The 23726-nt window shown below is 68.4% G+C and carries 25 protein-coding genes; 16 read left to right on the plus strand and 9 right to left on the minus strand.

The window, feature by feature from the left end; genetic code table 11:
• The first annotated feature begins 1 nt into the window (after position 1).
• The 5 genes from QN239_RS17075 to QN239_RS17095 are packed head-to-tail and all read left to right on the plus strand — an operon-like array spanning position 2 to position 5069.
• Positions 2 to 1042, plus strand: coding sequence for an ABC transporter substrate-binding protein (locus QN239_RS17075; protein WP_499012140.1), 1041 nt, complete (start codon positions 2 to 4; stop codon positions 1040 to 1042).
• Complete coding sequence (locus tag QN239_RS17080) at positions 1039 to 2376, plus strand: LLM class flavin-dependent oxidoreductase (RefSeq protein ID WP_499012142.1); 1338 nt, start codon at positions 1039 to 1041, stop codon at positions 2374 to 2376. Before QN239_RS17075 ends, QN239_RS17080 begins: the two co-directional genes overlap by 4 nt.
• Positions 2377 to 2429: 53 nt before the next feature.
• Entirely contained in the window at positions 2430 to 4022 is a 1593-nt protein-coding gene (locus tag QN239_RS17085) for an FAD-dependent oxidoreductase (protein ID WP_499012143.1), read from the plus strand.
• Complete coding sequence (locus tag QN239_RS17090; protein ID WP_499012145.1) at positions 4019 to 4351, plus strand: 4Fe-4S dicluster domain-containing protein; 333 nt, start codon at positions 4019 to 4021, stop codon at positions 4349 to 4351. The genes QN239_RS17085 and QN239_RS17090 overlap by 4 nt, the downstream gene beginning before the upstream one ends.
• Positions 4352 to 4391: 40 nt before the next feature.
• Positions 4392 to 5069 carry a hypothetical protein gene (locus QN239_RS17095; RefSeq protein ID WP_499012146.1) on the plus strand — a complete coding sequence of 226 codons (678 nt, stop codon included), beginning with the start codon at positions 4392 to 4394 and terminating at the stop codon, positions 5067 to 5069.
• A gap of 4 nt (positions 5070 to 5073) precedes the next feature.
• Here QN239_RS17095 and QN239_RS17100 read toward each other — a convergent pair whose 3' ends face one another.
• Complete coding sequence (locus tag QN239_RS17100; protein ID WP_499012148.1) at positions 5074 to 5769, minus strand: cutinase family protein; 696 nt, start codon at positions 5767 to 5769, stop codon at positions 5074 to 5076.
• Positions 5770 to 5859: 90 nt separating this feature from the next.
• On the opposite strand from QN239_RS17100, the gene QN239_RS17105 reads away from it, so the two are divergent.
• Genes QN239_RS17105 through QN239_RS17115 form a run of 3 tightly spaced genes read left to right on the plus strand, consistent with a single transcriptional unit; the run spans position 5860 to position 9235 of the window.
• A complete protein-coding gene (locus tag QN239_RS17105) occupies positions 5860 to 7002 on the plus strand; it encodes an alkaline phosphatase family protein (RefSeq protein ID WP_499012151.1) in 1143 nt (380 codons plus the stop codon).
• A gap of 12 nt (positions 7003 to 7014) precedes the next feature.
• Positions 7015 to 7974 carry an enolase C-terminal domain-like protein gene (locus tag QN239_RS17110; protein ID WP_499012154.1) on the plus strand — a complete coding sequence of 320 codons (960 nt, stop codon included), beginning with the start codon at positions 7015 to 7017 and terminating at the stop codon, positions 7972 to 7974.
• A 4-nt stretch (positions 7975 to 7978) separates the two neighbouring features.
• Entirely contained in the window at positions 7979 to 9235 is a 1257-nt protein-coding gene (locus QN239_RS17115; protein WP_499012157.1) for a cytochrome P450, read from the plus strand.
• Between the two features lie 10 nt (positions 9236 to 9245).
• On the opposite strand, the gene QN239_RS17120 is transcribed toward QN239_RS17115, so the two are convergent.
• Complete coding sequence (locus QN239_RS17120) at positions 9246 to 10139, minus strand: aminoglycoside phosphotransferase family protein (protein WP_499016833.1); 894 nt, start codon at positions 10137 to 10139, stop codon at positions 9246 to 9248.
• An 88-nt stretch (positions 10140 to 10227) separates the two neighbouring features.
• Here QN239_RS17120 and tpx point away from each other — a divergent pair, with 88 nt between their 5' ends.
• The 5 genes from tpx (at position 10228) to QN239_RS17145 (ending at position 14427) form a co-directional block, all read left to right on the plus strand.
• On the plus strand, positions 10228 to 10722 hold the full coding sequence (gene tpx / locus QN239_RS17125; RefSeq protein WP_090357370.1) for a thiol peroxidase: 495 nt from the start codon (positions 10228 to 10230) through the stop codon (positions 10720 to 10722).
• 223 nt (positions 10723 to 10945) lie between these two features.
• Positions 10946 to 11572: an NlpC/P60 family peptidoglycan-binding protein RipD gene (gene ripD, locus QN239_RS17130; protein WP_499012159.1), complete on the plus strand. Its 627-nt coding sequence runs from the start codon at positions 10946 to 10948 to the stop codon at positions 11570 to 11572.
• 107 nt (positions 11573 to 11679) lie between these two features.
• Complete coding sequence (locus tag QN239_RS17135) at positions 11680 to 12732, plus strand: M48 family metallopeptidase (protein WP_499012161.1); 1053 nt, start codon at positions 11680 to 11682, stop codon at positions 12730 to 12732.
• Positions 12729 to 13586: a helix-turn-helix domain-containing protein gene (locus QN239_RS17140; RefSeq protein ID WP_499016834.1), complete on the plus strand. Its 858-nt coding sequence runs from the start codon at positions 12729 to 12731 to the stop codon at positions 13584 to 13586. Before QN239_RS17135 ends, QN239_RS17140 begins: the two co-directional genes overlap by 4 nt.
• Positions 13587 to 13590: 4 nt before the next feature.
• Positions 13591 to 14427, plus strand: a complete 837-nt coding sequence (locus tag QN239_RS17145) for an SAM-dependent methyltransferase (RefSeq protein WP_499012164.1) — start codon at positions 13591 to 13593, stop codon at positions 14425 to 14427.
• Here QN239_RS17145 and QN239_RS17150 read toward each other — a convergent pair.
• Positions 14410 to 14964, minus strand: a complete 555-nt coding sequence (locus QN239_RS17150) for a DUF4334 domain-containing protein (protein WP_499012166.1) — start codon at positions 14962 to 14964, stop codon at positions 14410 to 14412. The two genes, QN239_RS17145 and QN239_RS17150, sit on opposite strands and share 18 nt — an antisense overlap.
• Positions 14965 to 15032: 68 nt before the next feature.
• On the opposite strand from QN239_RS17150, the gene QN239_RS17155 reads away from it, so the two are divergent.
• Positions 15033 to 16490 carry an FAD-dependent oxidoreductase gene (locus QN239_RS17155; protein WP_499012168.1) on the plus strand — a complete coding sequence of 486 codons (1458 nt, stop codon included), beginning with the start codon at positions 15033 to 15035 and terminating at the stop codon, positions 16488 to 16490.
• Here the strand turns inward: QN239_RS17155 and QN239_RS17160 are convergent, their stop codons facing one another.
• The 4 genes from QN239_RS17160 to QN239_RS17175 are packed head-to-tail and all read right to left on the minus strand — an operon-like array spanning position 16491 to position 20164.
• A complete protein-coding gene (locus QN239_RS17160; protein ID WP_499012171.1) occupies positions 16491 to 18881 on the minus strand; it encodes an ATP-binding cassette domain-containing protein in 2391 nt (796 codons plus the stop codon). It abuts the gene before it with no gap.
• The gene (locus QN239_RS17165; protein ID WP_499012173.1) at positions 18878 to 19261 is read right to left on the minus strand and encodes a DUF1801 domain-containing protein; all 384 of its coding nucleotides are present in this window, start codon (positions 19259 to 19261) and stop codon (positions 18878 to 18880) included. Before QN239_RS17165 ends, QN239_RS17160 begins: the two co-directional genes overlap by 4 nt.
• 28 nt (positions 19262 to 19289) lie before the next feature.
• Positions 19290 to 19700, minus strand: coding sequence for a VOC family protein (locus tag QN239_RS17170; RefSeq protein WP_220388632.1), 411 nt, complete (start codon positions 19698 to 19700; stop codon positions 19290 to 19292).
• A 14-nt stretch (positions 19701 to 19714) separates the two neighbouring features.
• Entirely contained in the window at positions 19715 to 20164 is a 450-nt protein-coding gene (locus tag QN239_RS17175; RefSeq protein WP_499012175.1) for a helix-turn-helix transcriptional regulator, read from the minus strand.
• 26 nt (positions 20165 to 20190) lie between these two features.
• Here QN239_RS17175 and QN239_RS17180 point away from each other — a divergent pair, with 26 nt between their 5' ends.
• On the plus strand, positions 20191 to 20568 hold the full coding sequence (locus tag QN239_RS17180) for an NYN domain-containing protein (protein ID WP_499012177.1): 378 nt from the start codon (positions 20191 to 20193) through the stop codon (positions 20566 to 20568).
• 11 nt (positions 20569 to 20579) lie between these two features.
• Here QN239_RS17180 and QN239_RS17185 read toward each other — a convergent pair whose 3' ends face one another.
• On the minus strand, positions 20580 to 21413 hold the full coding sequence (locus QN239_RS17185; protein WP_499012179.1) for a phytanoyl-CoA dioxygenase family protein: 834 nt from the start codon (positions 21411 to 21413) through the stop codon (positions 20580 to 20582).
• A gap of 544 nt (positions 21414 to 21957) precedes the next feature.
• On the opposite strand from QN239_RS17185, the gene QN239_RS17190 reads away from it, so the two are divergent.
• A complete protein-coding gene (locus QN239_RS17190; RefSeq protein ID WP_499012181.1) occupies positions 21958 to 22872 on the plus strand; it encodes an extracellular catalytic domain type 1 short-chain-length polyhydroxyalkanoate depolymerase in 915 nt (304 codons plus the stop codon).
• Here QN239_RS17190 and QN239_RS17195 read toward each other — a convergent pair.
• The gene (locus QN239_RS17195; protein ID WP_499016836.1) at positions 22858 to 23646 is read right to left on the minus strand and encodes an MBL fold metallo-hydrolase; all 789 of its coding nucleotides are present in this window, start codon (positions 23644 to 23646) and stop codon (positions 22858 to 22860) included. The genes QN239_RS17190 and QN239_RS17195 overlap by 15 nt on opposite strands.
• Positions 23647 to 23726: the final 80 nt, after the last annotated feature.

Consider the following 23726-nt stretch of genomic DNA (forward strand, 5'->3'; position numbering starts at 1 on the left):
GATGCCCAGCAGGACTTTCCGATTCGCGGCTGCCGCGGTGATCCTCGCGCTCGCGAGTGCGGCCACCGCTTGCGGATCGTCGTCGAAGGGCAGCGAGGCGCCGTTGAGCAAGTCGGGCAGTGCAAATCATCCGGAGTGGAGCCAGTACACGTTCACGCTCGGCGACAACGGCGGTGACGGCAGCGAGGAACTGGCCAAGGTCACCGGCGCTTTCGATGACGCGCCGTACAAGGTCAAGTTCGCCCGGTTCGACTATGGACCGCCGCTGGTCCAGGCCACCGCCACCGGTGACATCGATCTCGGCTATGTCGGTACGGTCCCGCCGATCACCGGCGCAGCGAAACAGTTCGGCTTCAAGATCGTCGCGACCCAGCACGGTGCCGACCTCACCAAGGCCGCCGAGAACATCATCGTGCCCAAGGATTCACCGATCCAGACCTTGGCCGATCTCAAGGGCAAGAAGATCGCGATCCCGCAGGGCAGCTCGGCGCACGGCTTGGCCCTGCTCGCCCTCAAGAGCGTGGGCCTGACCCCCAAGGACGTCGAACTCGTCTACCTGAGCCCGGCCGCCGGGGCGACCGCCTTCAACACCGGCAAGGTGGACGCCTGGTCCATCTGGAATCCCCCGTCCGCGATTGCCGTCAAGGACGGTGCCCGCATCATCGCCAAGGGCCTCCCGCCGATCGACCAGGTGAACAACTACTACGTGGCCACCGAGAAATCGCTCAACGACCCCGGTCGGCGGGCAGCACTTGCCGACGTGCTCACCCGGGTCGCGAAGATCTTCACCTGGGCCCAGCAGCATCCCGATGAGTACGCCAAGGCCATCGCAAAGGAGACCGGCGTGTCCCTGGACGATGCGCGTACCACCGTCGATTCCTATCCCTTCAAGATCACTGCGGTGCAGCCCGCGGACATCAAGGCCGAACAAGACCTCGGCGACGCATTCTTCGAGGCGGGTGAGATCACCAAAAAGGTTGACGTCACCCAGCTCACCGATAATCTGCTCCCGGCCGACTTCGACAGCACCAAGGTGTCATGACAGACACGGGTAGAAGGGAGCTGCATCTCAACGCGTTCGTCATGGAGGCGGGCCACCATGAAGCCGCGTGGCGACTGCCGGAGAGCAACCCGCGTGCCGATTTCGATCTGGCGCACTGGATTTCGCTGGCCAAGATCGCCGAGGACGCCAAACTCGACGCGGTGTTCCTGGCCGACGGACCAGCGCTCACCGGAACCGGTGAGTTCCGCCCGCCCGGGCAGCTCGAACCGCTCACCCTGCTGACCGCGCTCGCCCAGCACACCAGCCGGATCGGGTTGATCGCCACCGTCTCGTCCACCTACAACGAGCCTTACAACCTGGCCCGACGGCTGGCCTCGGTCGACCATGTGAGCGCGGGCCGCGCGGGCTGGAACATCGTCACCTCGGCCGGTGCCGACGAGGCGGCCAACTTCGGGCTCGCCGACCGTCCCACCCACGCGCAGCGTTACGCCAGGGCCGACGAGTTCCTGCAGGCTGCCAAGGCACTCTGGGACAGCTGGGAGAGTGACGCGATCCTGGGTGACAAGGCGGCCGGCCGGTACGCCGACCCGACCCGGCTGCACCAGATCGACTATCGAGGTGACCATTTCCGGGTAGCCGGTCCGCTGAACGTCGTACGCCCGCCGCAGGGCCATCCGGTGCTGGTGCAGGCCGGGTCGTCGGAGGACGGGCGGAGTTTCGCGGCCCGGCACGCCGAGGCCATCTTCACTGCGCACCAGACCTACGAGCGGGCCGCAGACTTCTACTCCGACATCAAGGCCCGGGCGCGTTCGGCAGGCAGGGACCCGGACGGTGTCCTCGTGCTGCCCGGGATCGTGCCGTTCCTCGGCTCGACCGAGGTGGAGGCGCGCGACCTGGCTCAGCGCTTCGATGATCTGCGGGTCCCTGAATACGGGTTGACACAGCTGGCCTGGAACTTCGAGACGGATCCGTCGGTGTTCGAGCTCGACGGTCCGCTGCCCGACTTCATCCTCGCCCGACCCAAACTGCAAGGCTCGCAGAGCCGGACGGATCTGATCATCGAACTGGCGCAGCGCGAGAACCTGACGGTGCGGGAGATCCTGTCGCGCCTGGGCGGTGGGCGGGGACACTTCACCTTTGTCGGGACACCCGAGCAGGCCGCCGACACCATCGTCGCCTGGTTCGAGGGCGGCGCGGCCGACGGGTTCAACATCATGGCACCTGCGCTGCCGTCAGGCCTGGAGACCTTCGTCGAACACGTGCTGCCGATCCTGCAGCGCAAGGGACTGTTCCGGGAGGAGTACCGCGGCGAGACGCTGCGCGATCATTACGGTCTTGCCGTCCCGGACAATCAGTTCCGCAGAAATGGGTGATGTCCCGGCCGCGATCTTCGGGGCCGAGCGCCTGAAATCCTCACGGAGGTTGGATGTCTGAACATCAAGAGCAGATTCGCACCGACGTGCTGGTGGTCGGTGGTGGACCGGCAGGCACATGGGCCGCCATCAAGGCGGCGCAGGCCGGCGCGGATGTTGTCCTCGCGGACAAGGGCTATACCGGTGCCAGCGGTGCGACGGCATCGGTCGGAACGGGCATCTGGTATGTCGACGACGTCCCGGAACTGCGCGAGGCGGCGATGGTCAGTCGCGAGGCGCTCGGCGGGCATCTCGCCGACCGGGACTGGATGGCGCGGGTACTCGACGAAACCTATTACAGGGTCGACGAACTCGCCCGGATCCAGCGCTACCCCTTTCCGGTGGACGACGACGGCAAGCCCATCCGCGGCGACCTACAGGGCCCGGAGTACATGCGACGCCAACGCTCCCGGGTGTCCCGACTCGGTGTGCGGATCCTCGATCACACGCCGGCGCTGGAACTGCTCCTGGACGACGACGGTGTGGTCTCCGGCGCGGTCGCACTCGATCGGCGCACCGGCGCCACGGTGCACATCCAGGCCGGCGCGGTGGTGCTCGCGACGGGTGGCTGCGCATTCCAGTCCAAGACCCTCGGGTGCGACGTCGATACCGGCGATGGGGCCCTGATGGCGGTGGAGGTCGGAGCCGTGCTGTCGGGGATGGAGTTCTCCAGCGCCTACGCCATCGCGGTCAAGGGCACCTCGCTGACCAAGACCGCCTACTACTCCTGGGCCACCTTCTACCGCGCCGACAAGACAGTGCTCGAGGGTGCGGCCAGCTACGGCGGCCGGTCCGTGATCGCCAAAACTCTGATGACGGAACCGGTTTACGCGCGGATCGACCGCGCGAGCCCGGCCGAACAGACAGCTATGCGCAAGGGACAGCCCAACTTCTTCCTGGTCTTCGACAGGCTTGGCATCGACCCGTTCACCGAATTCTTCGAGATCACTCTGCTGGCTGAGGGCACGGTCCGCGGTACCGGGGGAGTGCGGGTGGCCGGATACGACTGCGCCAGCGACGTACCGGGGCTCTACGTGGCGGGCGATACCGCAACCCGGGAATTGATCTGTGGTGGATTCAGCGGCGGGGGCAGCCACAACGCGGCGTGGGCGGCGTCGTCGGGTAGCTGGGCCGGCCACGGTGCGGCCGCGTTCGCCATCGGTCGCAGAACGGCCCGGGCACCGGGACCCGCCGGGCTTCGACCCGCTGGAACGGCCGGGCGGCGGCCGCACGGGCCGATTGCCCTCGACTACCGCGCCGTCGTCGCGGAGGTACAACGCCAGGTGCTGCCCTACGACGTGAACTATCTACGGCACGGGGACCGGTTGCGGCCGGCCCTCGACTCACTGGATCACGCGTGGGCCGCCGTCCGGCAGGGCCTTGGGGGTACCGGAGAGGACATCTTCCGGGCCCGCGAGGCGGCGGCGATGGTCGCACACGGCCGGTGGATGTTCCATGCCGCGCTGGCGCGTACGGAGAGCCGTGGCATGCACAAGCGCCGGGACCGCCCCGGGCTGGATCCGGCTCAGCACCACCGTCTGCTGACGGGTGGCCTCGATGACGTATGGAGCAAGCCAGAACTGACCTCGAGGGGCCGGGTCGCATGATCGAGGTCGTGGCCGCCGAGCGATGCATCGCCTGCGACCGTTGCATCGACGTGTGCCCGACCCGCGTCTTCGACCGGGGCCGGGAGGGAATCCCTGTGATCGTCCGCCAGGACAGCTGCCAGACCTGCTTCCAGTGCGAGGCATACTGCCCCGTCGATGCGCTGTTCGTGGCCCCTCGCGCGACCCCGGAACCGGCCGACTCCCGGTTCCGCGACATCGGCTATCTGGCCGACCACGAGCTGCTCGGTACCTACCGGCGTGAACTGGGTTGGGGCGGCGGACGTTCGCTCGGCGCTCGTACCGCGGTCGGGCCGGCGTTCCCCGACTAGGGGTTTCCCAGCCGTTCCCCCGGTCACCTAGCATTAGCCGATGATCGAGCGGACCGCTCGCCGTAATGCGGATTTCGGCAACCCGCCGGACCACGTCGACGACGGCTGGTTCGGGGCAGCTGGTATCGCGCCGCCCGCAGTTGCGCCGGCTTCTGCGCCGACGATCGCGCCGGAACGCGTCGCCAGGCACGCCCGTGCGGAGGGGGCGGCCCCGACATTCGATATCGCACCGGCATCCACCGGCCCCCGGCACGCCGCGCCCGAGACCCCGGTCGCCGTGGGATGGCTCTTTCAGCCACGCCATCCGGACCTCTGGTATCGCACCCGCGCGGTCATCCCCGCAGCGGCGGCGCTCGCCGTCGCCATTCCGGTCACCCTGATGGCGATGCGCGCACCGGAACCGGCACCGGATCGACCGGAGCCGGTGCCGGTTCCGGTCACCACCGCCGCGACGAGCTCGCCCCTGGCACCCAGCGCCGCACCGGTACCACCGCCGCCGGACCCGGATCCGGCGCAGGAGCTCCCCACCCAGACCGAGCAACCCACCTATCACGTGCCGCGGCACACCGAGCCGACGCAGCGTCGCAAACCGGAGATCGGGGTTACCCGGACCCCAGTGACCCGCAAGCCGATCAGCGCCGTCCCACCGGCACCCCCGACGACGGGTCGCAATTCGTCCACACCCGGCGATGAGCCCGGCGGCTGGGGATTCTGGTGAGGCTCTAGAAGACGCGCTGCGCGACGAAGTCGGCCGCTTCGGCCGGTGCCTGGGTGTGCGCGTAGTTGCCGTGTACGAGACTGATACCGCCGCCACCCGCGCAGATCACGTCGCCGGGCAGACAGATGTCGATGGTCTTGTCCGCCACCAGCGGGCCGATCACCACCGGCGGCGCGCCCAGCGTGGCGACCACGCCGTCCGACGGCGTGCCGAACAGGGCCACCGCGGCGATGTGCTCGGCCGTTTGTGCCGACATCGGTCCGTTGATCCCCGCGGGCACGATGTAGCCGGGCGGGATCGCCGGCCCGGTCACATATCCGATGACGGCCGCACCCTGTGAGCTGCCGCCCAACACCAGCTTGGTCTTGGGGCAGTTCGCGGCCATGGTGTTGATGTGGCTGATGGCGTCGACGACACCGTCGGAGGCGGTGGGGAAGTCATTGCTCGCCGGATAGTTGACCGCGTAGTCGCTGACCGTCCGGGTACCCGCGCGGGCCCGCACCTCATCGACGAAGGCTTGCCCGACGGCCCCGAGTCCGGGCGGTTCGGTTGTCCCGCGAGCGAAGGTGACATCCACGTCGGCGCAGGGTTCGGCCGTGGCGGTGGGTGCACCCGCACACAGCGTGAACACCGCAGCCGCGATGCCCAGCAATGCCCCGATTCCCGTCGATAACCGCCGCGCTCTGGCGCTGGTGCTCATACCGTTGCTCCCAAATCCTCGCTCAGCGGTCATGGTAGTGGCGCGGATGTGTCTCCCGTGGGCAGGCTGCCCGCCGCCTACCCTGACCTCATGTTCATCACTCCCCGCTACGGCGACGGCGCCCTGGCCGATCTTCTGCCGTCCGTCCTGGGTGCGCTGGGCGTGGCGGGGGAGCGCGACCGGGTCGGGCTGGGTCTGGACCGTGTCCGCCGCGTCGCGGTCCTGCTGGTCGACGGGATGGGAGCCGAACTGGTGGCCGCCCGCCGCGATGCCGCACCGTTCCTCGACGGGATGACCGGCAGGACACTGACCGCGGGCTTCCCCAGCACCACCGCCGCGAGCCTGGCATCGCTGGGTACCGGGGTGCCCTCCGGTGAGCACGGCATCGTCGGCTACCTGCTGGCCGTGCCCGGTCACGAGCGCATGATGAACCCGCTGAAATGGCGACTGATGGGCCAGGGGCCCAAGGTCGACCTGTTGAAAGAGATTGTGCCGGAACAATTTCAACCGGTGACGACGATGTTCGAGCGGGCTGTCGCCGACGGTGTCGTCGTCACTCAGGTGGCGCCGATGTACCAGGCCGGTTCTGGATTGACGCGCGCAGCGTTGCGAGGTGGCGAGTTTCGGCCGAACTTCTCCTGCGGTGATCTGGTCGACGGCGTGCTCACCGCTCTCGGCGGCAGCGACCGCGCGCTGGTCTATGCGTATCACGGCGACCTGGACATGACCGGGCACGTGCGGGGGCCGGATTCGGAGGCCTGGGCGCTAGAGCTGGCCCATGTCGACCTCACCATCCGGGCCATCGCCGAGCGGCTGCCCGCGGACGCCGCCCTGATCGTCACCGCGGACCACGGCATGGTGGCGGTCGATTCACCGGTGGACTTCGACCGCGAGCCGCTCTTGCAGGCCGGGGTGCGTGGACTCGGCGGTGAGCCCCGGGCGCGCCACGTCTACACCGAGGCGGGGGCGGCGTCCGATGTCGCCGCGGCCTGGCGGGAACTGCTGAGCGACGACTTCACGGTGCTCACCCGGCGGGAGGTGATCGGTGAAGGCTGGTTCGGACCCGAGGTCGCCGCGCAGGTGGCGCCCCGCATCGGTGATGTCATCGCGGTGCCGACCGGAAACCGGGCCGTCATCCGGTCGGGTGCCGAACCACTGCAGTCGACTCTGGTCGGCCATCACGGGTCGCTGACCGCGGCCGAGATGCTGGTCCCGCTATACGTGGTCCGCTAGCGTCGCTTGATTGTGCAGACTCTGATCGACTTCGATGACGCGCCCGTCTTCGCGCTCCCGGTCCTCGACCCGGTGGATGCGGCAGTGGCCGAGGGCATGCTCATCGAAGGACCGCAAGGCTGGGGGGAGTTCAGCCCGCCACCGGATGCCGACGCCGCCGTACTGGGCCGCTGGCTGACCGCGGCCACGGAGCCGGGCACCATCGGCTGGCCCGATCCGGTGCGCGGGCGGGTGCCCGTCGCGGTCAGCGTGCCGGCCGTCGGGGCGGCGCGGGCCCGCGCGATCGTGCAGGCCGCCGGCTGTGGCACCGCAGACGTGACTGTCGGTGGTCCCGCGGGGATGCTCGCCGACGATATCGCGCGGGTGGCGGCGGTGCGGGACGCGCTGGGCCCCTCAGGTGTCATCCGCTGCGACGCCAAGGGCAGCTGGGATCCGGCGTCCGCGGTGAATGCGATCGCCGCGCTCGAACAGGCGGCCGGGGCCCTCGAATTCGTCGCGCAACCCTGCGCCGACCTGGAGCAGACGGCCTGGGTCCGGGCCCGGGTGGCCGTCCCGATTGCGGCCGACACCGACGACGCAGCCAACCTGGAGGAAGTGCGGGGGGCCGCCGATATCGCCGTGCTGCGCTGTGGTCGGCTGGGCGGGGCGCGCCGGGCGCTGCGCATCGCCGAGTTGTCCGGTCTGCCGTGTGTGGTGGTCTCCGACGCCGTCAGCAGTATCGGTGTCGCGGCGGGCGTCGCCCTGGCCGGAGCATTGCCGGAGCTGCCGTTCGCCTGCGCGCTGGGCACCCGCCTGCTGTTCGCCGGGGACCTGGTCGCACCGGTCCGGTCGTTGATTCCCGTCGACGGCTTCTTGCCGGTGGCACCCATGCCGGCCGCTCCGGCAGCCGAGTTTCTGGCGCAGTACACGGTGACCGATCGGGACCGAACACAAAGGTGGCGTGAACGGCTGCGGGCGGCGATTGCAGAATGAGCAAATGACGGCATCGCAATCGGGGTCGGACCCGCACCTTCTGCTGGCGCAGGCGCTGGCACCGGCGGACCGCGTGGACCCGTATCCGGTGTACCAGCAGCTGCGCGAGCATGGACCCTTGCACCTGCCCGAAGTCAACCTCATGGTTCTCACGTCGTTCGCCCATTGCGACGCCGTACTGCGGCACCCGGCCTCGGCCAGCGACCGCGACAAATCGACCATCGCGCAGCGCCAGATCGCCGAGGGCAAGCAGCCCCGGCCGTTCGGTCTGGCCGGCCTGGTCGACCAGCGGCGCACCCCGGCGTTCCTGTTCCTGGACCCGCCCGACCACACCCGGCTGCGCAAACTGGTGGTCAAGGCCTTCGCGCCGCGGGTGATCAGCGCGATGCAGGCCGATATCACTGCGGTGGTGGACGGGCTGCTCGACACCGCGCAGCGCAACGGTGAATTCGATGCCGTCACCGGCCTGGCGTACCCGCTCGCGGTTGCGGTGATCTGCCGTCTGCTCGGAGTGCCCGTCGAGGACGAGCCGCAGTTCGGCCACGCCTCGACGCTGCTCGGGCAGACCGTGGACCCGTTTCTGGCCGCCACCGGAAAACCCGAGGGCTTCCACGAACGGATCGAGGCGGGCAAGTGGCTGCGCTCGTATTTCCGGGACTTGATCCAGCGCCGACGTCGCGATCCGGGCGATGACCTGATCTCGGCGCTGATCGCTGTCGAGGAGTCCGGCGATCAGCTCACCGAGGACGAGATCATCTCCACCTGCAACCTGCTGCTGATCGCGGGACACGAGTCCACGGTCAGCCTCATCACGACGGCGATCCTGGTGATGCTTCGCGACCGGGAGCAATGGACCGCACTCGGCGCCGACCGGCACCGGGCCGGGCGCGTGGTGGAGGAGACGCTGCGTTTCGATCCGCCGGCCCAGCTGCTCGGCCGCATCGCCGCCGAGGACATCGTCTTACCGGACGTCACGGTGCCCAAGGGCGACACGATGATCGTGCTGCTGGCCGCCGGGCACCGCGACCCTGCCGCCAACGAGCGACCCGACGAGTTCGATCCGGACCGAAAAGTCATCCGGCACTTGGGTTTCGGCCACGGCACTCATTTCTGCCTGGGCGCCGCACTGGTGCGGTTGGAGGCATCGATCGCCTTGTCGGCGGTCACCGCCCGGTTCCCGGACGCCCGCCTCGGCGGCGAGCCCGTCTACAAGCCCAATGTGACGCTGCGTGGCATCTCGTCGCTGCCGGTGCGAATCTGAGGCCAGCGGATCAGTCCTGAACCGCCTTGGCGATCGCCACGCAGGTGGTCAGATAGTGCGCGTCGGGTACGCCGTTCTCGGTGAGCTCCCACATCGCGTCGTGCATCATCCGCACGATCACCCACGCCCGGGCCCGGTCGGCGTCGAACCCGGCGGCGTCGACCATCGTGTGGAACCGGCGGCGCACCCCTTCCCGGACGTACCCCTCCAACTCGTCGAAGCGGTCGAACAGCATGGGCGCGATCTCGTAATGCGGATCGCCGCTCATCGGTTTCGGATCGATCACCAGCCACGGTTCCCGGTCGGCGGCGAGCACGTTCTCGTAGTGCAGGTCGCCGTGGATCAGTGTGCCCCCGCTGGCGGGGTCCCCGGCGAGGTCGGTGCCCAGACTGATCGCCTGCTCCACCAACCGGCGCGGCACCGCGGCGCTGCGGGGAAGCTTCCGCAGTTCGGCCGTCCATTCCCGGATGAATCCGGCCAGTGGCCGCAGTTGCGGTAGCGCGGCGACGTGTATGCGGGCGTAGAGCCCGGCGACCACCTCGCATGCCTCGATATCCCAGAGCTCGTTGAGGTTTCGTGCGTGCAGCCGTTCGAGCAACATGGCCCGCCGGTGCGGGTCCGCACGCAGCAGCCGTACGGCACCCGCGCCGCCCCACCGTCGCAGCGCCAGGTGTTCGTGTTCGGACTCGTCGTCGGGAAAGGCCACCTTCAGCACCGCGGCACTGCCGTCATCGGCGCGCACCGGCAGCACGACCGAGCAGAATCCGTGCGCCGGGACGCCGTCGGGGGTCAGGCTCCAGTCCCTCAGCTGTCCGGTCACGATCGCGGGCAGCCGGTCCACCCACGCCCGCCACTGCGGGCCCCGCGCCGCCATGGCGGCCACCGCGTCGGGAAGGACGAACACCGTGCCATCCTGCCAGCTTGTCCGGCCCGTGCCCGCAATCGCGCCCCTGGCCTGCACGCCGGACCCGGTCTTTGACAGACTGGTCGCCATGGCACAGATAACCTTGCGTGGGAACCCCATCAACACCATTGGCGAGCTTCCTGCTGTGGGCGCTCCGGCTCCCGGCTTCGCTCTGACCGGCACCGACCTCGGTGTCGTCAGCAATGAGCAGTTCAGCGGCAAGCCCGTCGTGCTGAACATCTTCCCGTCGGTGGACACGCCGGTGTGTGCGGTCAGCGTCCGGACCTTCAACGAGCGGGCCGCCGCGGGCGGTGCCACCGTGGTCAACGTATCCAAGGACCTGCCGTTCGCGCAGAAGCGCTTCTGCGGGGCGGAAGGTATCGAGAACGTCACCACCGCGTCGGCCTTCCGCGACAGCTTCGGCGAGGACTACGGCATCACCATCGTCGACGGTCCGATGGCCGGCCTGCTCGGACGCGCCATCGTGGTGATCGGTGCCGACGGTAACGTCGCCTACACCCAGCTGGTCCCGGAGATCGGCAGCGAGCCGGACTACGACGCCGCATTGTCCGCCGCTCAGTAGATCGCCCAGTTCGACGGCACCGGCCGGTCGCGCGGATTCGCGCGGCGGGCCGGTGCTTTTTCGTGTCACGGTCACTTTTGTGTCACGGTATTGCATCTCATCAGCGTTGTGCCGCACTGAGTTTGGGCTGTTGCCCTAAAAGCCGGTAGAACTGTCTTCAGTGGCCGTCAATTTCGACGTCACACCGTGAATCCCGCGTGAGTTGCAGAGAGTTGAGGTTCGGATGAAGCGCATCTGTGCCTTGTTGATCGGCTTGGCAGTGCTGCTGGCCACCCCCGGTATCGCCGCGGCGGACCCGTTCGGCCGGCCCGCACGCAACCAGCAGGCGATCGATTTCGTGATCCAGCGCGCGCTGTCCCAGCGCGGGGTTCCCTTCACCTACGGCGGCGGAAACGCCAACGGCCCGAGTGTCGGTGTGCCGCAAGCGGTCACACCACTGTCCGCCGACCCCGCGACCGGATTCGGCACCCCGCAGGTGGCCGCCGGCACCCCTGGCCTGGTGCCCGGGCTGAACTTCCCGGGGCTGGCCGCGCCCACGGCGGCATCTCCTGTCGCCGACCCGTCCGCCAACGTCGTCGGGTTCGACGCCTCCGGCCTCATGGTCTACGCGTTCGCCGGCGTCGGCCTCAAACTGCCCAGGTCCTCCGGTGAGCAGTACAAGGTGGCCCAGAAGGTGCTGCCTGCGCAGGCGCTGCCGGGCGACCTGATCTTCTACGGCCCGGACGGCACCCAGAGCGTGGCGCTGTTCATCGGCAACGGCCAGATGGTGGAGACCACCAGCCAGGGCGTCGCGGTCTCGCCGGTGCGCACCGACACCATGACGCCGTATCTGGGACGCATCATCGCCTGACGTCCCCCCCTCGCGATTTGTGCACGTTCTCCGGCGGTAAGCGCCGGTAGGCGTGCACAAATCGCTGATTACGTAGGGTTGAGCTGCCGACCGAGGGAGGCAGCTGTATGGAGCACACACCGGCGACGGCACGAACCGTCTTTCCTGATATCAGCTCGCGCGCGTGGGAGCACCCGGCCGACCGCACGGCGCTGACGGCGCTGCGCCGCCTCAAGGGTTTCGACCAGGTGCTCAAGGTACTGTCCGGCGCGCTGCGCGAGCGTCAGCACCGGCTGCTGTACCTGGCCTCCGCAGCGCGGGTGGGGCCGCAGCAGTTCGCCGATCTCGATGCCCTGCTCGACGAATGCGTGCAGGTGCTCGATGCGCCGGCCAAACCGGAGCTGTTCGTCACGCAGTCACCGCTGGCCAACGCCTACACGATCGGTATGGACACCCCGTTCATCGTGATCACCTCGGGGCTCTACGACCTGATGTCGCACGACGAGATGCGTTTCGTGATCGGCCACGAGCTCGGCCATGCACTATCCGGGCACGCGGTGTACCGCACGATGGTCATGCATCTGATGCGGCTGGCCTCGTCGTTCGGTTTCATCCCCATCGGCGGCTGGGCCCTGCGCGCCATTGTGGCCGCCTTGCTGGAATGGCAACGCAAATCTGAACTTTCGGGGGACCGCGCCGGACTGCTGTGCGCCCAGGATGTCGACGTGGCCATCCGGGTAGAACTCAAACTCGCCGGCGGCGGGCACCTGGACAAGCTGGATTCGCAGGCCTTCCTGGCGCAGGCGCAGGAGTACGAACGCACCGGCGATATGCGCGACGGACTGCTCAAGTTGCTCAATCTCGAGTTGCAGACCCACCCGTTCTCGGTGCTGCGGGCCGCGGCGCTGACGGCGTGGGTGGACACCGGCGGCTACGGCGCGGTGCTGGCGGGCGACTACCCGCGGCGGTCCGAGGACACGTCCGGCTGGGTCGATGACGTGACCGAGACGGCCCGGCATTACAAGGATGGCTTCGACCAGTCCGACGATCCGCTGATCCGCGGTATTCGAGACGGTCTCGGCGGCATCGCCGACGGTGTCGGTCAGGCGGCGACGACCGCGGCGGATGCGGTGGGCCGCAGGATCTCCCAGTGGCGGCAGCACCGCGGTGGGGACCGGTGACGGGTCCGCGGTTGTACCGGCCGGGTCGGGCGCTCGCCGAGGTCGTCGACTACTACGGCTACTGGGAGCGTGCGGCGGGCGGACCGCATCGCAGCCGCGCACTGCCACGCGGCGCGGCGACGGTCGTCATCGACGTGAGCGGGCGGGCACAGCTGGACTTCTATACCGGCGACGGGCGCACCCGGCTCGAGGTGCCGTCCGCGTTCATCGCCGGCGCCGGAACCAACTCGTACGTCATCGGTATCGACTCGGCACAGACCGTGATGACCGTCCACTTCAAACCCGCCGGCGCGCTGGGATTCCTGGGCACCGGGATGGGTGCGCTGGAGAATGTGTGCGCGGGCCTGGTCGATGTCTGGGGCCGGCCGGCCGCGCAGTTGCACGAACAACTCCTGGATGCGCGCGCTGCCCGCGACCGGATCGCCCTCGTCGAGGCATTTCTGCTGGAACGCCGCCGGCTGCACCAACACCGTCCGAGCGCCGAGATCATGGCGGTGCTGCGATCGGTGGAATCGGACCCCTCGGTGCGGATCTCGCAGGTCCGCGCCGAGGTGGACTGGTCAGCGCGGCGGCTGGCCGACCGGTTTCGGGCGGAAGTGGGACTGACGCCCAAGGCCTATCAGCGGGTGCGGCGGTTGCAGGGCGCGCTGCGCAGACTCGACGGAAACGCCGGCCGGGGCGCGGATATCGCGGCCGATCTGGGGTATTTCGACCAGTCACATTTCGTCCGTGAATTCCGGGAGTTCACCGGCATGACGCCGTCGCAGTACGCCGACCGCCGGTCCTGGCTGCCAAGCCATGTCGAGCTCGGGCAGAAATATCCAAGTCACGCGGGCCGGCACGGGCAAGGATGACTCCATGCACAAGACGCGAGAAGCGGTGGCCGGCACAGCTCTGCTGGTAGCGGCCATCCGGGCCAGAGAATCGGTGCGGGAGGACCGGCTGTTCACGGATCCGTTCGCGGAGAAGCTTGCCGGCGAGACCGGTCGTCGTAACCTGGACGCGGCGATCGCCGCAGCCGGTGAGCAGGCAGGCGCTCAGATCGTGGTGCGGACGCGGTTCTGGGACGAGGCGCTGCTGCGCGCCACGGCGACCGTGGGCCAGGTGGTGATCCTGGCCGCCGGGATGGATGCCCGGGCGTACCGCCTGGACTGGCCGGACGGAGTGCGCGTCTACGAACTCGACCAGCCGGCGGTCATCGAGGCCAAGGACCGGTTGCTGTCCGGTGATACCCCGCGTTGCCACCGGGTGGCAGTCGGGGTCGACCTGGCCGACGACTGGCCGGCCGCGCTGACGTCGTCGGGCTTCGATACGGGCGCGCCGTCGGTGTGGCTGATCGAGGGGCTGCTGCAGTACCTGGAGGCGGCCGAGGTCCGGGCGCTGTTCGCTCGCATCGATGCGCTGTCGGCACCCGCTTCGGTGTTGCTGTACGAGGTGGTGGGGCAGGCCCTGCTGGATTCACCGACGATGGCCGGCCTGCTGGAATCGATGGCCGCACAAGGCTCGCCGTGGTTGTTCGGTTCCGACACCCCGGGCGAGTTGGCCGAGCGCCATGGCTGGACGGCGGTCGTCACCGACATCGCGGTCCCGGGCAACGTGTGGAAGCGATGGTTCGCGCCCGTCGTGCCGATGGAGGTGCCGGGTGTGCCGCGCGGCTACTTCGTCGAGGCGGTCAAATCACAGGACGGGCGGTGAGGTGTCGCGGCGCAGCACGAAGAAATAGGGGCGTGGCACGCCGCGCAGATCCATCGCCCCGATCACCTCGTCCTCGGACAGCTTGCGGAAGACGTCGTTGATGGGTAATTGGTCGTAGATCATCGTCGCGGTGTCGACCCCGCGGTAGCGGGTGGTGCGCAGCCTCGCCTTCGGTGCTGAGGTCCGCAACACCGGCCGCAGGGCGGTGACGGGCCGTGTGAGCGAAATATGCTTGATGAAAGGCAGTTTGGTGGCGAGACCGAGGCCGCCGAACGCCAACACGGGGTTCATCGCCCACAGCGCATTGCCGTCCCTGGTGGGGAAGAGCAACGGATGCACCTTCTCCGCACTCAGGAACTGCTTGCCCCACCATCCGCTGACGGCCAGCAGACCGTCCAGCGGATGCCCGGTGGGCACCTCCGCGCCGCGCCAGGTGCCGAGCATGAACTCCGGTTCCACTGCCGGGGCGGCATCGAACACCTCAAGTGCCTCGGCGGTGGTGGTGGGCACGGTGGTGAGCACGTCCTGGGCGAGCATGCCCGAAACCATACTTGACAGGTGTCAAGTTCGGCAATGTGGGGTTCGGTCTCTGGCATCCTGATCCCATGGTCGAGCTGGCACGGCAGACGTTCGTGCGCGGTGCGCTCGGGTTGATCGCCGGTGCGGCACTGGGTGCCTGTGCGCCCGCGACATCGCAGCCGGGCGCGAGCTCCGCACCGACCGCCGCCGGCCGCCCGGACTGGCGCACGCTGGCCGAGGGTATCGACGGAGCTGTCGTCCTCCCGGCCGACGGTGCTTACGGTTCGGCCAAGCGCATCTTCAACGCCCGGTACGACGACTCCACGCCGGCGGCCGTCGTCTCGGTCTCCTCGACAGGCGACGTACAGAAGGCGATGCGCTTCGCCGCCGACCACGCGCTCAAAGTGACACCGCGGTGCGGCGGGCACTCCTATATCGGCGCGTCTGCGGCCGACAATGCGCTCGTGCTCGATCTGCGTGGACTGCCCGGCGGGGTGAGCTATGACCCGGTAACCGGCGTGGCGACCATTGCCGCCGGGGCCGATCTGGCGTCGGTCCAGACCGCCTTGGCTGCCTTCGGGCGCGCCATCCCGACCGGCAGCTGTCCGAGCGTCGGGGTCTCCGGTCTCACCCTGGGTGGTGGTCTCGGGTCCGACGCGCGGCGCTTCGGTCTGAGCTGCGATGCGCTGGTCTCCGCGGTGGTGGCGTTGCCGGGCGGGGACATGGTCACCGCATCACCCGACCGGGAGGCCGACCTGTACTGGGCGTTACGCGGCGGCGGTGGGGGCAGTTGCGGTGTCGTGACCTCGTTGCACTTCCGGACCTTCGCCACCGCCGATCGCGATGTCGTCACCATGGCATTCCCGGCATCCGCTGCGGTGCAGATGATCTCCGGCTGGCGCAGCTGGCTGGGTGCTGCCGGGCGATCGACCTGGGGCATGGTGAACCTCACCGCGGGCCCGGACCCCGGGCTGCGCTGCTCGGTGGTGCTGGCGACACCCGCGGGTGCCGGCCCGGCCGCGGCCGCCGACGTGCGTGCGGCGATCGGGGTGGCGCCGCAGCGCAGCACCGTCAAGACCTTCGGCCATCTGGACCTGGCGCACTATTTCGCGGGCGGATCGGACGCCACCAGGCCGCGGGCCTTCGTGGCCGGATCCGACATCCTCGGGGCGCTGACACCGGCCACGGCGGAAAAGCTGGTGTCCGCCATGTCGGCCTGGCCGGTGACCTCGGGTGCCGCGACCGCCGTCGTGGAGTCACTGGACGGGGCGATCGGCGATCAGCAGCCCGGCGACACCGCGTTCCCGTGGCGCCGCCAGGCGGCGTGTGTGCAGTGGTACACCGAGGCGCCGGACATCGCCGCGGCGACGGCCTGGCTGGCCGACGCACACGCGGCGGTCCACCAGGATTCGGTTGGAGCCTATGTCAATTACGTGGAGCCAGGGGTGGCGCCGGCACGCTACTTCGGCACCAACCTGGATCGGTGGGCAGCGGTGCGCCGCCGGTACGACCCGTCCGGGTTGATGTACTCGGCCCTGACCTGATCACGCGCCGACATAGGCGGCCAGATGATCGCCGGTCAGTGTGCCGCGATCATCGACCAGCGTGCGGGGTGGGCCCTCGAAGACCACCCGGCCGCCGTCGTGCCCCGCGCCGGGGCCCAGATCGATGATCCAGTCCGCGTGCGCCATCACGGCCTGGTGGTGCTCGATGACGATGACCGATTTGCCCGAGTCGACGATGTGGTCCAGCAGGGCCAGGAGCTGGTCGACATCGGCCAGATGCAGTCCCGACGTCGGCTCGTCCAGCACGTAGACGTCGGCCTTCTCCGCCAGCTGGGAGGCCAGTTTCAACCGTTGCCGCTCACCGCCGGACAGGGTGGTCAACGGCTGGCCCAGCGTCACGTAACCCAACCCCACATCGGCCAGCCGCTGCAGGATCTTCTGCGCTGCGGGGATCTCCTGCCCCGTCAGACTCCCCGAGTCGCTGCGCTCCTGCCCGCCGCCGGCACCGAAGAACTCCCACGCCTCGGTCACCGGCATGGCCAGCACCTCGCTGATGTTGCGGCCACCGAAGGTGTACGCCAGTACGGACGAATCGAACCGCCTGCCCTCGCACTCCTCGCACGTCGTCGACACCCCCGCCATGATCGCCAGATCGGTGTAGATGATCCCCGCGCCCTTACAGGCAGGGCAGGCGCCGTCCGAATTGGCGCTGAACAGCGCCGGTTTCACCCCGTTGGCCTTGGCGAAGGCCTTGCGGATCGGCTCGAGCAGACCGGTGTAGGTGGCGGGATTGCTGCGCCGGGAACCGCGGATGGGGGACTGGTCGACGGCCACCACACCCTCGCGTCCGGCGACCGAGCCGTGGATCAGCGAACTCTTCCCTGAGCCCGCGACCCCGGTCACCACCACCAGCACGCCGAGTGGGATGTCGACATCCACCCCCGCGAGGTTATGCGTGTCGGCGCCGCGGATCTCCATGGCCCCGGTGGATTCACGCACGGTGTCCTTCAACGCGGCCCGGTCATCGAGATGGCGTCCGGTCAGCGTGCCGCTCTTGCGGAGCTTGGCGACAGTGCCCTCGAACACCACCTCGCCACCCGCGGCGCCTGCGCCCGGGCCCAGGTCGACGATGTGGTCGGCCACCGCGATCGTCTCCGGCTTGTGTTCGACCACCAGCACGGTGTTGCCCTTGTCGCGCAGTCGAAGCAGCAGGTCGTTCATCCGCGCGATATCGTGCGGATGCAGGCCCACGGTGGGTTCGTCGAACACGTAGGTGACATCGGTCAGTGACGAGCCGAGCTGGCGAATCATCTTGACCCGCTGCGCTTCCCCGCCCGACAAGGTAGCCGACGGCCGGTCCAGGGAAAGGTAGCCCAGCCCGATCTCGACGAAGGAATCCAGGGTCGCGCGCAACGCAGTCAGCAAGGGGGCGACGGTGGGGTCGTCGACCCCGGCGATCCAGTCGGCGAGGTCAGTGATCTGCATCGCGCTGACCTCGGCGATGTTGCGGCCCTGGATCTTCGACGAGCGGGCCAGCTCCGAGAGCCTGGTGCCGTCGCACTCCGGGCAGACCGTGAAGGTGACCGCGCGCTCGACGAATGCCCGGATATGCGGCTGCATCGCGTCGATATCCTTGGACAGGAAGGACTTTCCGATGGTCGGGATCAGACCGGCGTAGGTCAGATTGATCCCGTCCACCTGGATCTTGGTGGGCTCCTTGTGCAGCAGCGCGTCCAGTTCCTTCTTGGTGTACTTGCGGATCGGCTTGTCCGGATCGAAGAACCCACAGCCCCGGAAGATCCGGCCGTACCAGCCGTCCATGCTGTAGCCGGGAATGGACAGTGCCCCCTCATTGAGGGACTTGGTGTCGTCGTACAGTGCGCTCAGGTCGATGTCGTTGACCGTGCCGCGGCCCTCGCAGCGCGGGCACATCCCGCCGGTGATGCTGAACTCGCGGCGCTCCTTGACGGTTTTGCCGCCCCGTTCCATCGTCACCGCCCCGGCACCGCTGATCGAGGCCACATTGAACGAAAATGCCTGTGGTGAACCGATATGCGGGGCGCCCAGCCTGCTGAACAGAATGCGCAGCATCGCCCCGGTATCGGTGACGGTACCGACCGTCGACCGAGGGTCGGTGCCCAGACGTTGCTGGTCGACGATGATCGCGGTGGTCAGTCCGTCGAGCACGTCGACGTCCGGGCGCGCCAGCGTCGGCATGAAACCCTGGACGAAAGCGCTGTACGTCTCGTTGATCAGGCGCTGGGATTCGGCGGCTATCGTGTCGAACACCAGCGAGCTCTTGCCGGAACCGGACACCCCGGTGAACACCGTCAGGCGGCGCTTGGGCAGTTCGAGACTGATGTCCTTGAGGTTGTTCTCCCGCGCGCCGGTCACCCGGATCCGGTCGTGGCTGTCGGCAACCGGGGTCATCGCGCGGTGTTCAGCTCGATCGCCTCGCGCACCAGGGCGGTCAGCGCCGACTCGTCGATCGTGTCGTCCTCGCGAATATCGATGGCGCGCCGGGTGTTTCCGTCCAGGCTGGAGTTGAACAGCCCATGTGGGTCGGACAGTTCGGCGCCCTTGGCAAAGGTCAGCTTGACGTAATCCTTGTAAGTCTCGCCGGTGCAGATCATGCCGTCACGCGACCACACCGGCACCCCGCGCCATTTCCATTCCTCGACCACCTCGGGGTCGGCCTTGCGGATCACGTCACGGACCCGGGCCAGGGTGTCGCCGCGCCAGTCGGCGAGTTCGCGGATGCGGGCATCGATCAGGGCGGTGGGGGAGTCGTTGCCGGATTTCGCGGTCATCGGTGAGAGTCCTTTCCTTCTCCGGTCTTCATCGCACTTCCTGGATGCGGACCATGGTGCCCGCGGGGTCACGAACGGCGAAGTCACGCACGCCGTAGGGCTGCTCGGTCGGTTCCTGCACGATGTCCGCGTCGGTGCCCTGCAGTCGCTCGAAGGTGGCGTCGAGGTCGCTGGTCGCGAGCACGACGATCGCGTAGGTGCCCTTGGCCATCATCTCGGCGATGGTGCGCCGCTCCTGGTCGGTGGTGCCGGGGCCGACGGCCGGTGGGTGCAGCACGATCGAGGTGGCGGGCTGGTTGGGCGGTCCGACGGTGATCCAGCGCATCTTGCCGGAGCCGACGTCGAGGCGGACCTCGAAACCCAGCGTGTCCCGGTAGAACGCCAGCGATTCCTCGGGGTCGTCATGGGGCAGGAAGGTGTTGTGGATGGTGATATCGATGTTCGCCATGCGATTCACGCTAGGTGCAGGCCTACAGCCGGGGCTTCTCGATTCCTGATCGGTTTGGTCACGTTCTTCTCCATACACGACGGCAGTCCCACCGAACCCGTCGCCGCCGCAGCCGTCTGCTCGCGGTAGGCGCTCGGTGGCATGCCGACCAACTCGGTGAACCGGGTGCTGAAGGTCCCCAGCGATGAGCAGCCCACCGCGAAACAGACTTCGGTGACCGTCAGATCGCCACGGCGCAGCAGCGCCATCGCCCGCTCGATCCGGCGGGTCATCAGATACGAATACGGCGCCTCGCCGAACGCGAGCTTGAACTTCCGCGAGAGATGCCCGGCCGACATGTTCACACCCCTGGCCAGCGCCTCGACGTCCAACGGCTGGAAATACTCACGGTCCATCCGGTCCCGGACCCGGCGCAGCAGCTTGAGATCACGTAGCCGCTGCTCCGAGGAGTCCATATCCGGACTCTACTAACGTCGCATCCGTGCGCTGGATCATCGACGCGATGAACGTCATCGGCGCGCGCCCGGACGGCTGGTGGAAGGACCGCCATGCGGCCATGGTCGCGCTGGTGACCAAGCTCGAGGGCTGGGCGGCCGACGGACATCGGGTGACCGTCGTTCTGGAACGGCGGCCCTCACCGCCGATCCGTTCCACGCTGATCGAGATCGCGCACGCGCCGGCGGCCGCGCCGAACTCGGCCGATGACGAGATCGTCCGGCTGTTGCATGCCGATCCCGCCCCGGCTGCGATCACGGTCGTCACCTCGGATCGCGTCCTGGCCGAACGTGTGCACGCGACCGGTGCGCGGGTGTACCCGGCGTCGCGGTTCCGCGATCTGCTCGACGGGTCGGTCCGGTGATCCCTGACCGATCAGGGCTGCAACGTCTTTCGGCCGAATTCTCCGCTCGCGCGATCGGGTACTGCCAGGGCCCGCCGCTGGCGTGGTGTCAGATCCTCCAGCATGGACTCGACGATGAGCGCGGGCGGCATGAACCGGGCCAGCGCGTGACGGGGCCGATCACTGGAGTAGACGAAGGTGGCCGAATATCGGTCGCCGCCCGTCGGGGCTTTGACCCGGTGCAACAGCCGGGCCGTGTCGGCGTACACCGCCGTCCCGGCCGGACCGGTCACCCGTTGCCAGAGCGATGAGGGCACCGCCGCCGTGACATCCGCGTCCGGCAGAAAGGTGAGGCCGGGACGCACCCGCAGGGTCTGCCGGGCCTGGTCGCTGGCGGCCAGCGGAAGGAACTCGAACGGTCCGGTGCTCTCATCGACGTCGCTCAGATACACGATGATCTTGAGCATCCGGCGGTCTTCGAGATCGAAGTGCCAGTGGCGGACCAGGTGTCGGGGATCGGTGGACGCGGCCCGTTCGGCTCGCACCTCCAACCCGTGATAGCGCACCGGGAGTCCGATGTGCCGCTCGGCGATGTCGAGGTTCTCCTCGCTCAGGCCCCACAGAAACAGGGACGGGTCGTCCTCGAGCAGGCGCAGCGGCAGGTATTCGACGGCCTCGGCTCGGTTGCGTTCGCGCAGCCAGTCGACGGCGCGCTGGGCGGCGGCCTGGGTGTGGGTGTCCAGGCGAACCCGGCGGCCGGCGATATGACCCGATTTCAGCGCGGCGGCGACCGCGGCATCGGCGGCACTGACCGGCGGAAGTGCCGAACGGTATTGCGCCAGACGCGATTCATAATTCCGCGTCACCATGGAATTGAACGGCGGTGAATTGAGCAGACGGGCTGTGATATCCGAAATGCGAAGCCTGATACCGCCGGCGAATTGGTCGTGCCAAGTATCCCCTCGGCGTCGTGACCGACTCAATCTCGAACCCTTCTCTGTCGGCACAGACGTCGCCGGCGCACTGCCGGTGAAGTACTGAAAAATGTTGTGCGAAACCATCATACGATCCGCGCTCAGGGCCGTGCACACCGCGGCGGCCCCGGGTCCGCACGTTCGAGCGCCCGCCGCGCGGCGCGAATTATCCCGCAAATCAGGGTTAATTCGCCGTGCCTCGACGAACGCTGCCGATCGATGGCGAATGTGCATGTGAAGTCAAAACGTCTGACGTACGCGTTAATAACCTCCGCGGTATCGGCAAATTGCGCAACGAAAAGCTGTGAATTTTGCTAAACAGGAAAGGTGTCGCGAATTCTGAGCACGATATTGGATCCCATTGTGTGCACGCTGTGGCCGGCCCCGGTCACCTGCTGTTCGGCAAACGTTCGCCGGACCGCTCTACGGTGCGCCCATGCATAGCGTCCTGAAACGGGCCGGCGCGATGTGCGCCGCCGCGACCGTGATGTTCGGTGCCGCGACGGTCTCAGCGGTGCCGGCACGAGCGGCGGCAATCGAGGTCGGGGGACTGTCTCGGACGTATGAGATACACGTGCCGGCCGGGGTGACTCATCCGTCGGCATTGGTGGTGAATCTGCACGCCGCGGGTGTGTCCGGGCGCGAACAGGCCGCGCTCACCCACTACAACGCCGTGGCGGACGCACACGGCTTCGCCGTCGTCTATCCCGACGGCATCGATATGAGCTGGGCCGACGGTCGCGGTGCCTCCGTACCGGACCGCCAGGGTGTCGACGACGTCGGATTCATCACCACATTGGTATCAAAGCTGGTGTCCGACTATGGGATCAGCCCCGGTCGTGTGTTCCTCACCGGGCTGTCGGCCGGCGCGTTCATGGCGAATCGGCTGGCCTGTGACCGCGCCGACCTGTTCGCCGCCATCGCGCCCGTCGCGGGCACCCTCGGCTCGAATGTGGGTTGCGCGCCGTCACGCCCCGTCGCGGTGATGGCGACCTACGGCACGGCCGACCCGATCGTCCCGTTCGGTGGCGGCCCGATGATGGGCCGCGGCGGTGCCAGCGACATCGTGTCGGCGCCGGCGATGGTGCAACGGTGGGGCCAACTCAACGGCTGTGCCGGTACGCCTGCGCAGCAGCCGCTCGCACCCAGCGGCGACGGAACGCAGACCGATCGGATCGACTTCGCGCCCTGCGCACCCGGCGGCGAGGTGGTGTTCATGCGGGTCAACGGCGGCGGGCACACCTGGCCCGGCGCACCCGAGGTGTTGCCCGCGCACGCCGTGGGCTTGGCCAGCCGCGGGTTCGACGCCTCGGAGGAGTCATGGCAGTTCTTCGACTCACACAGCCGCTGAGCCGGGCACGATCCACTGGCCGTGCGGGGCGGTGGCCACCAGATGACCCAGTCCGGCTTCGTCGAATGCCGCCACGAACTCGTCCAGCCCTTCACTGAAATGCGCCCAGCTGTCCAGATGGGCGGGAATGACGACCTTGGCCCCCAGCACCTCCGCGGCGGCCGCGGCACGCTGGCCGGTCAGCGTCAGCGGGCGGTTGCGTTCCTTGGTCGGCACCCGGGCTGCGCCGGCGAACAACACGGCGATGTCGATCGCTCCGACCCGGTCCCTGATCGCTCGTACCGCGTCGAGTGAGGCGTTGTCGCCACTGAGGTACACGGTGGGGACCTCTGGACCGCTGAGCACGAATCCGGTCACCTCACAATTGACGAATCCATGCTCGTCGCGCTGCCCGTCGGCCGGGCCGTGTACCGCGGGCACCGCCTGGATGGTGAGGCCCTTCGACTCCAGGGACTCCCAGGCTGCCAGGCCACGGGCGGACGGTCCAAGGCGCGGCGCAGCACGCGGGTGACTCAGCACCAGGGAAGCGTCGCGGGCCAGCTGCCGGCCTGTGGTGTCCAGATTGTCCGGATGTTCGTCGTGGCTGACCAGCACGATATCGATCCGGCCGAGGGCCTCGGCCGGCACGGCGGGACCGGCGGTCTTGGTGAGGTAGGCGTGCGCACCGGGTGGATCGAACGTCGGGTCGATGACGATGCGCTGCCCGGCGATGTCGACGACGGTCGTCGGCCCGCCGAGCACGCTGAAGCCGAGTTCGCGGCGCTGTTCGTCGATGTAGTCCGGCACGACACGTCAGCGTAGCCGGGTGCCGGTAGGTGCTCGTTCAAGATCGCCGTGAGTTTTTCCCTCGCGCG

Source organism: Mycolicibacterium sp. Y3, assembly GCF_051188035.1.
GTDB classification, from domain to species: Bacteria; Actinomycetota; Actinomycetes; order Mycobacteriales; family Mycobacteriaceae; genus Mycobacterium; species Mycobacterium fluoranthenivorans.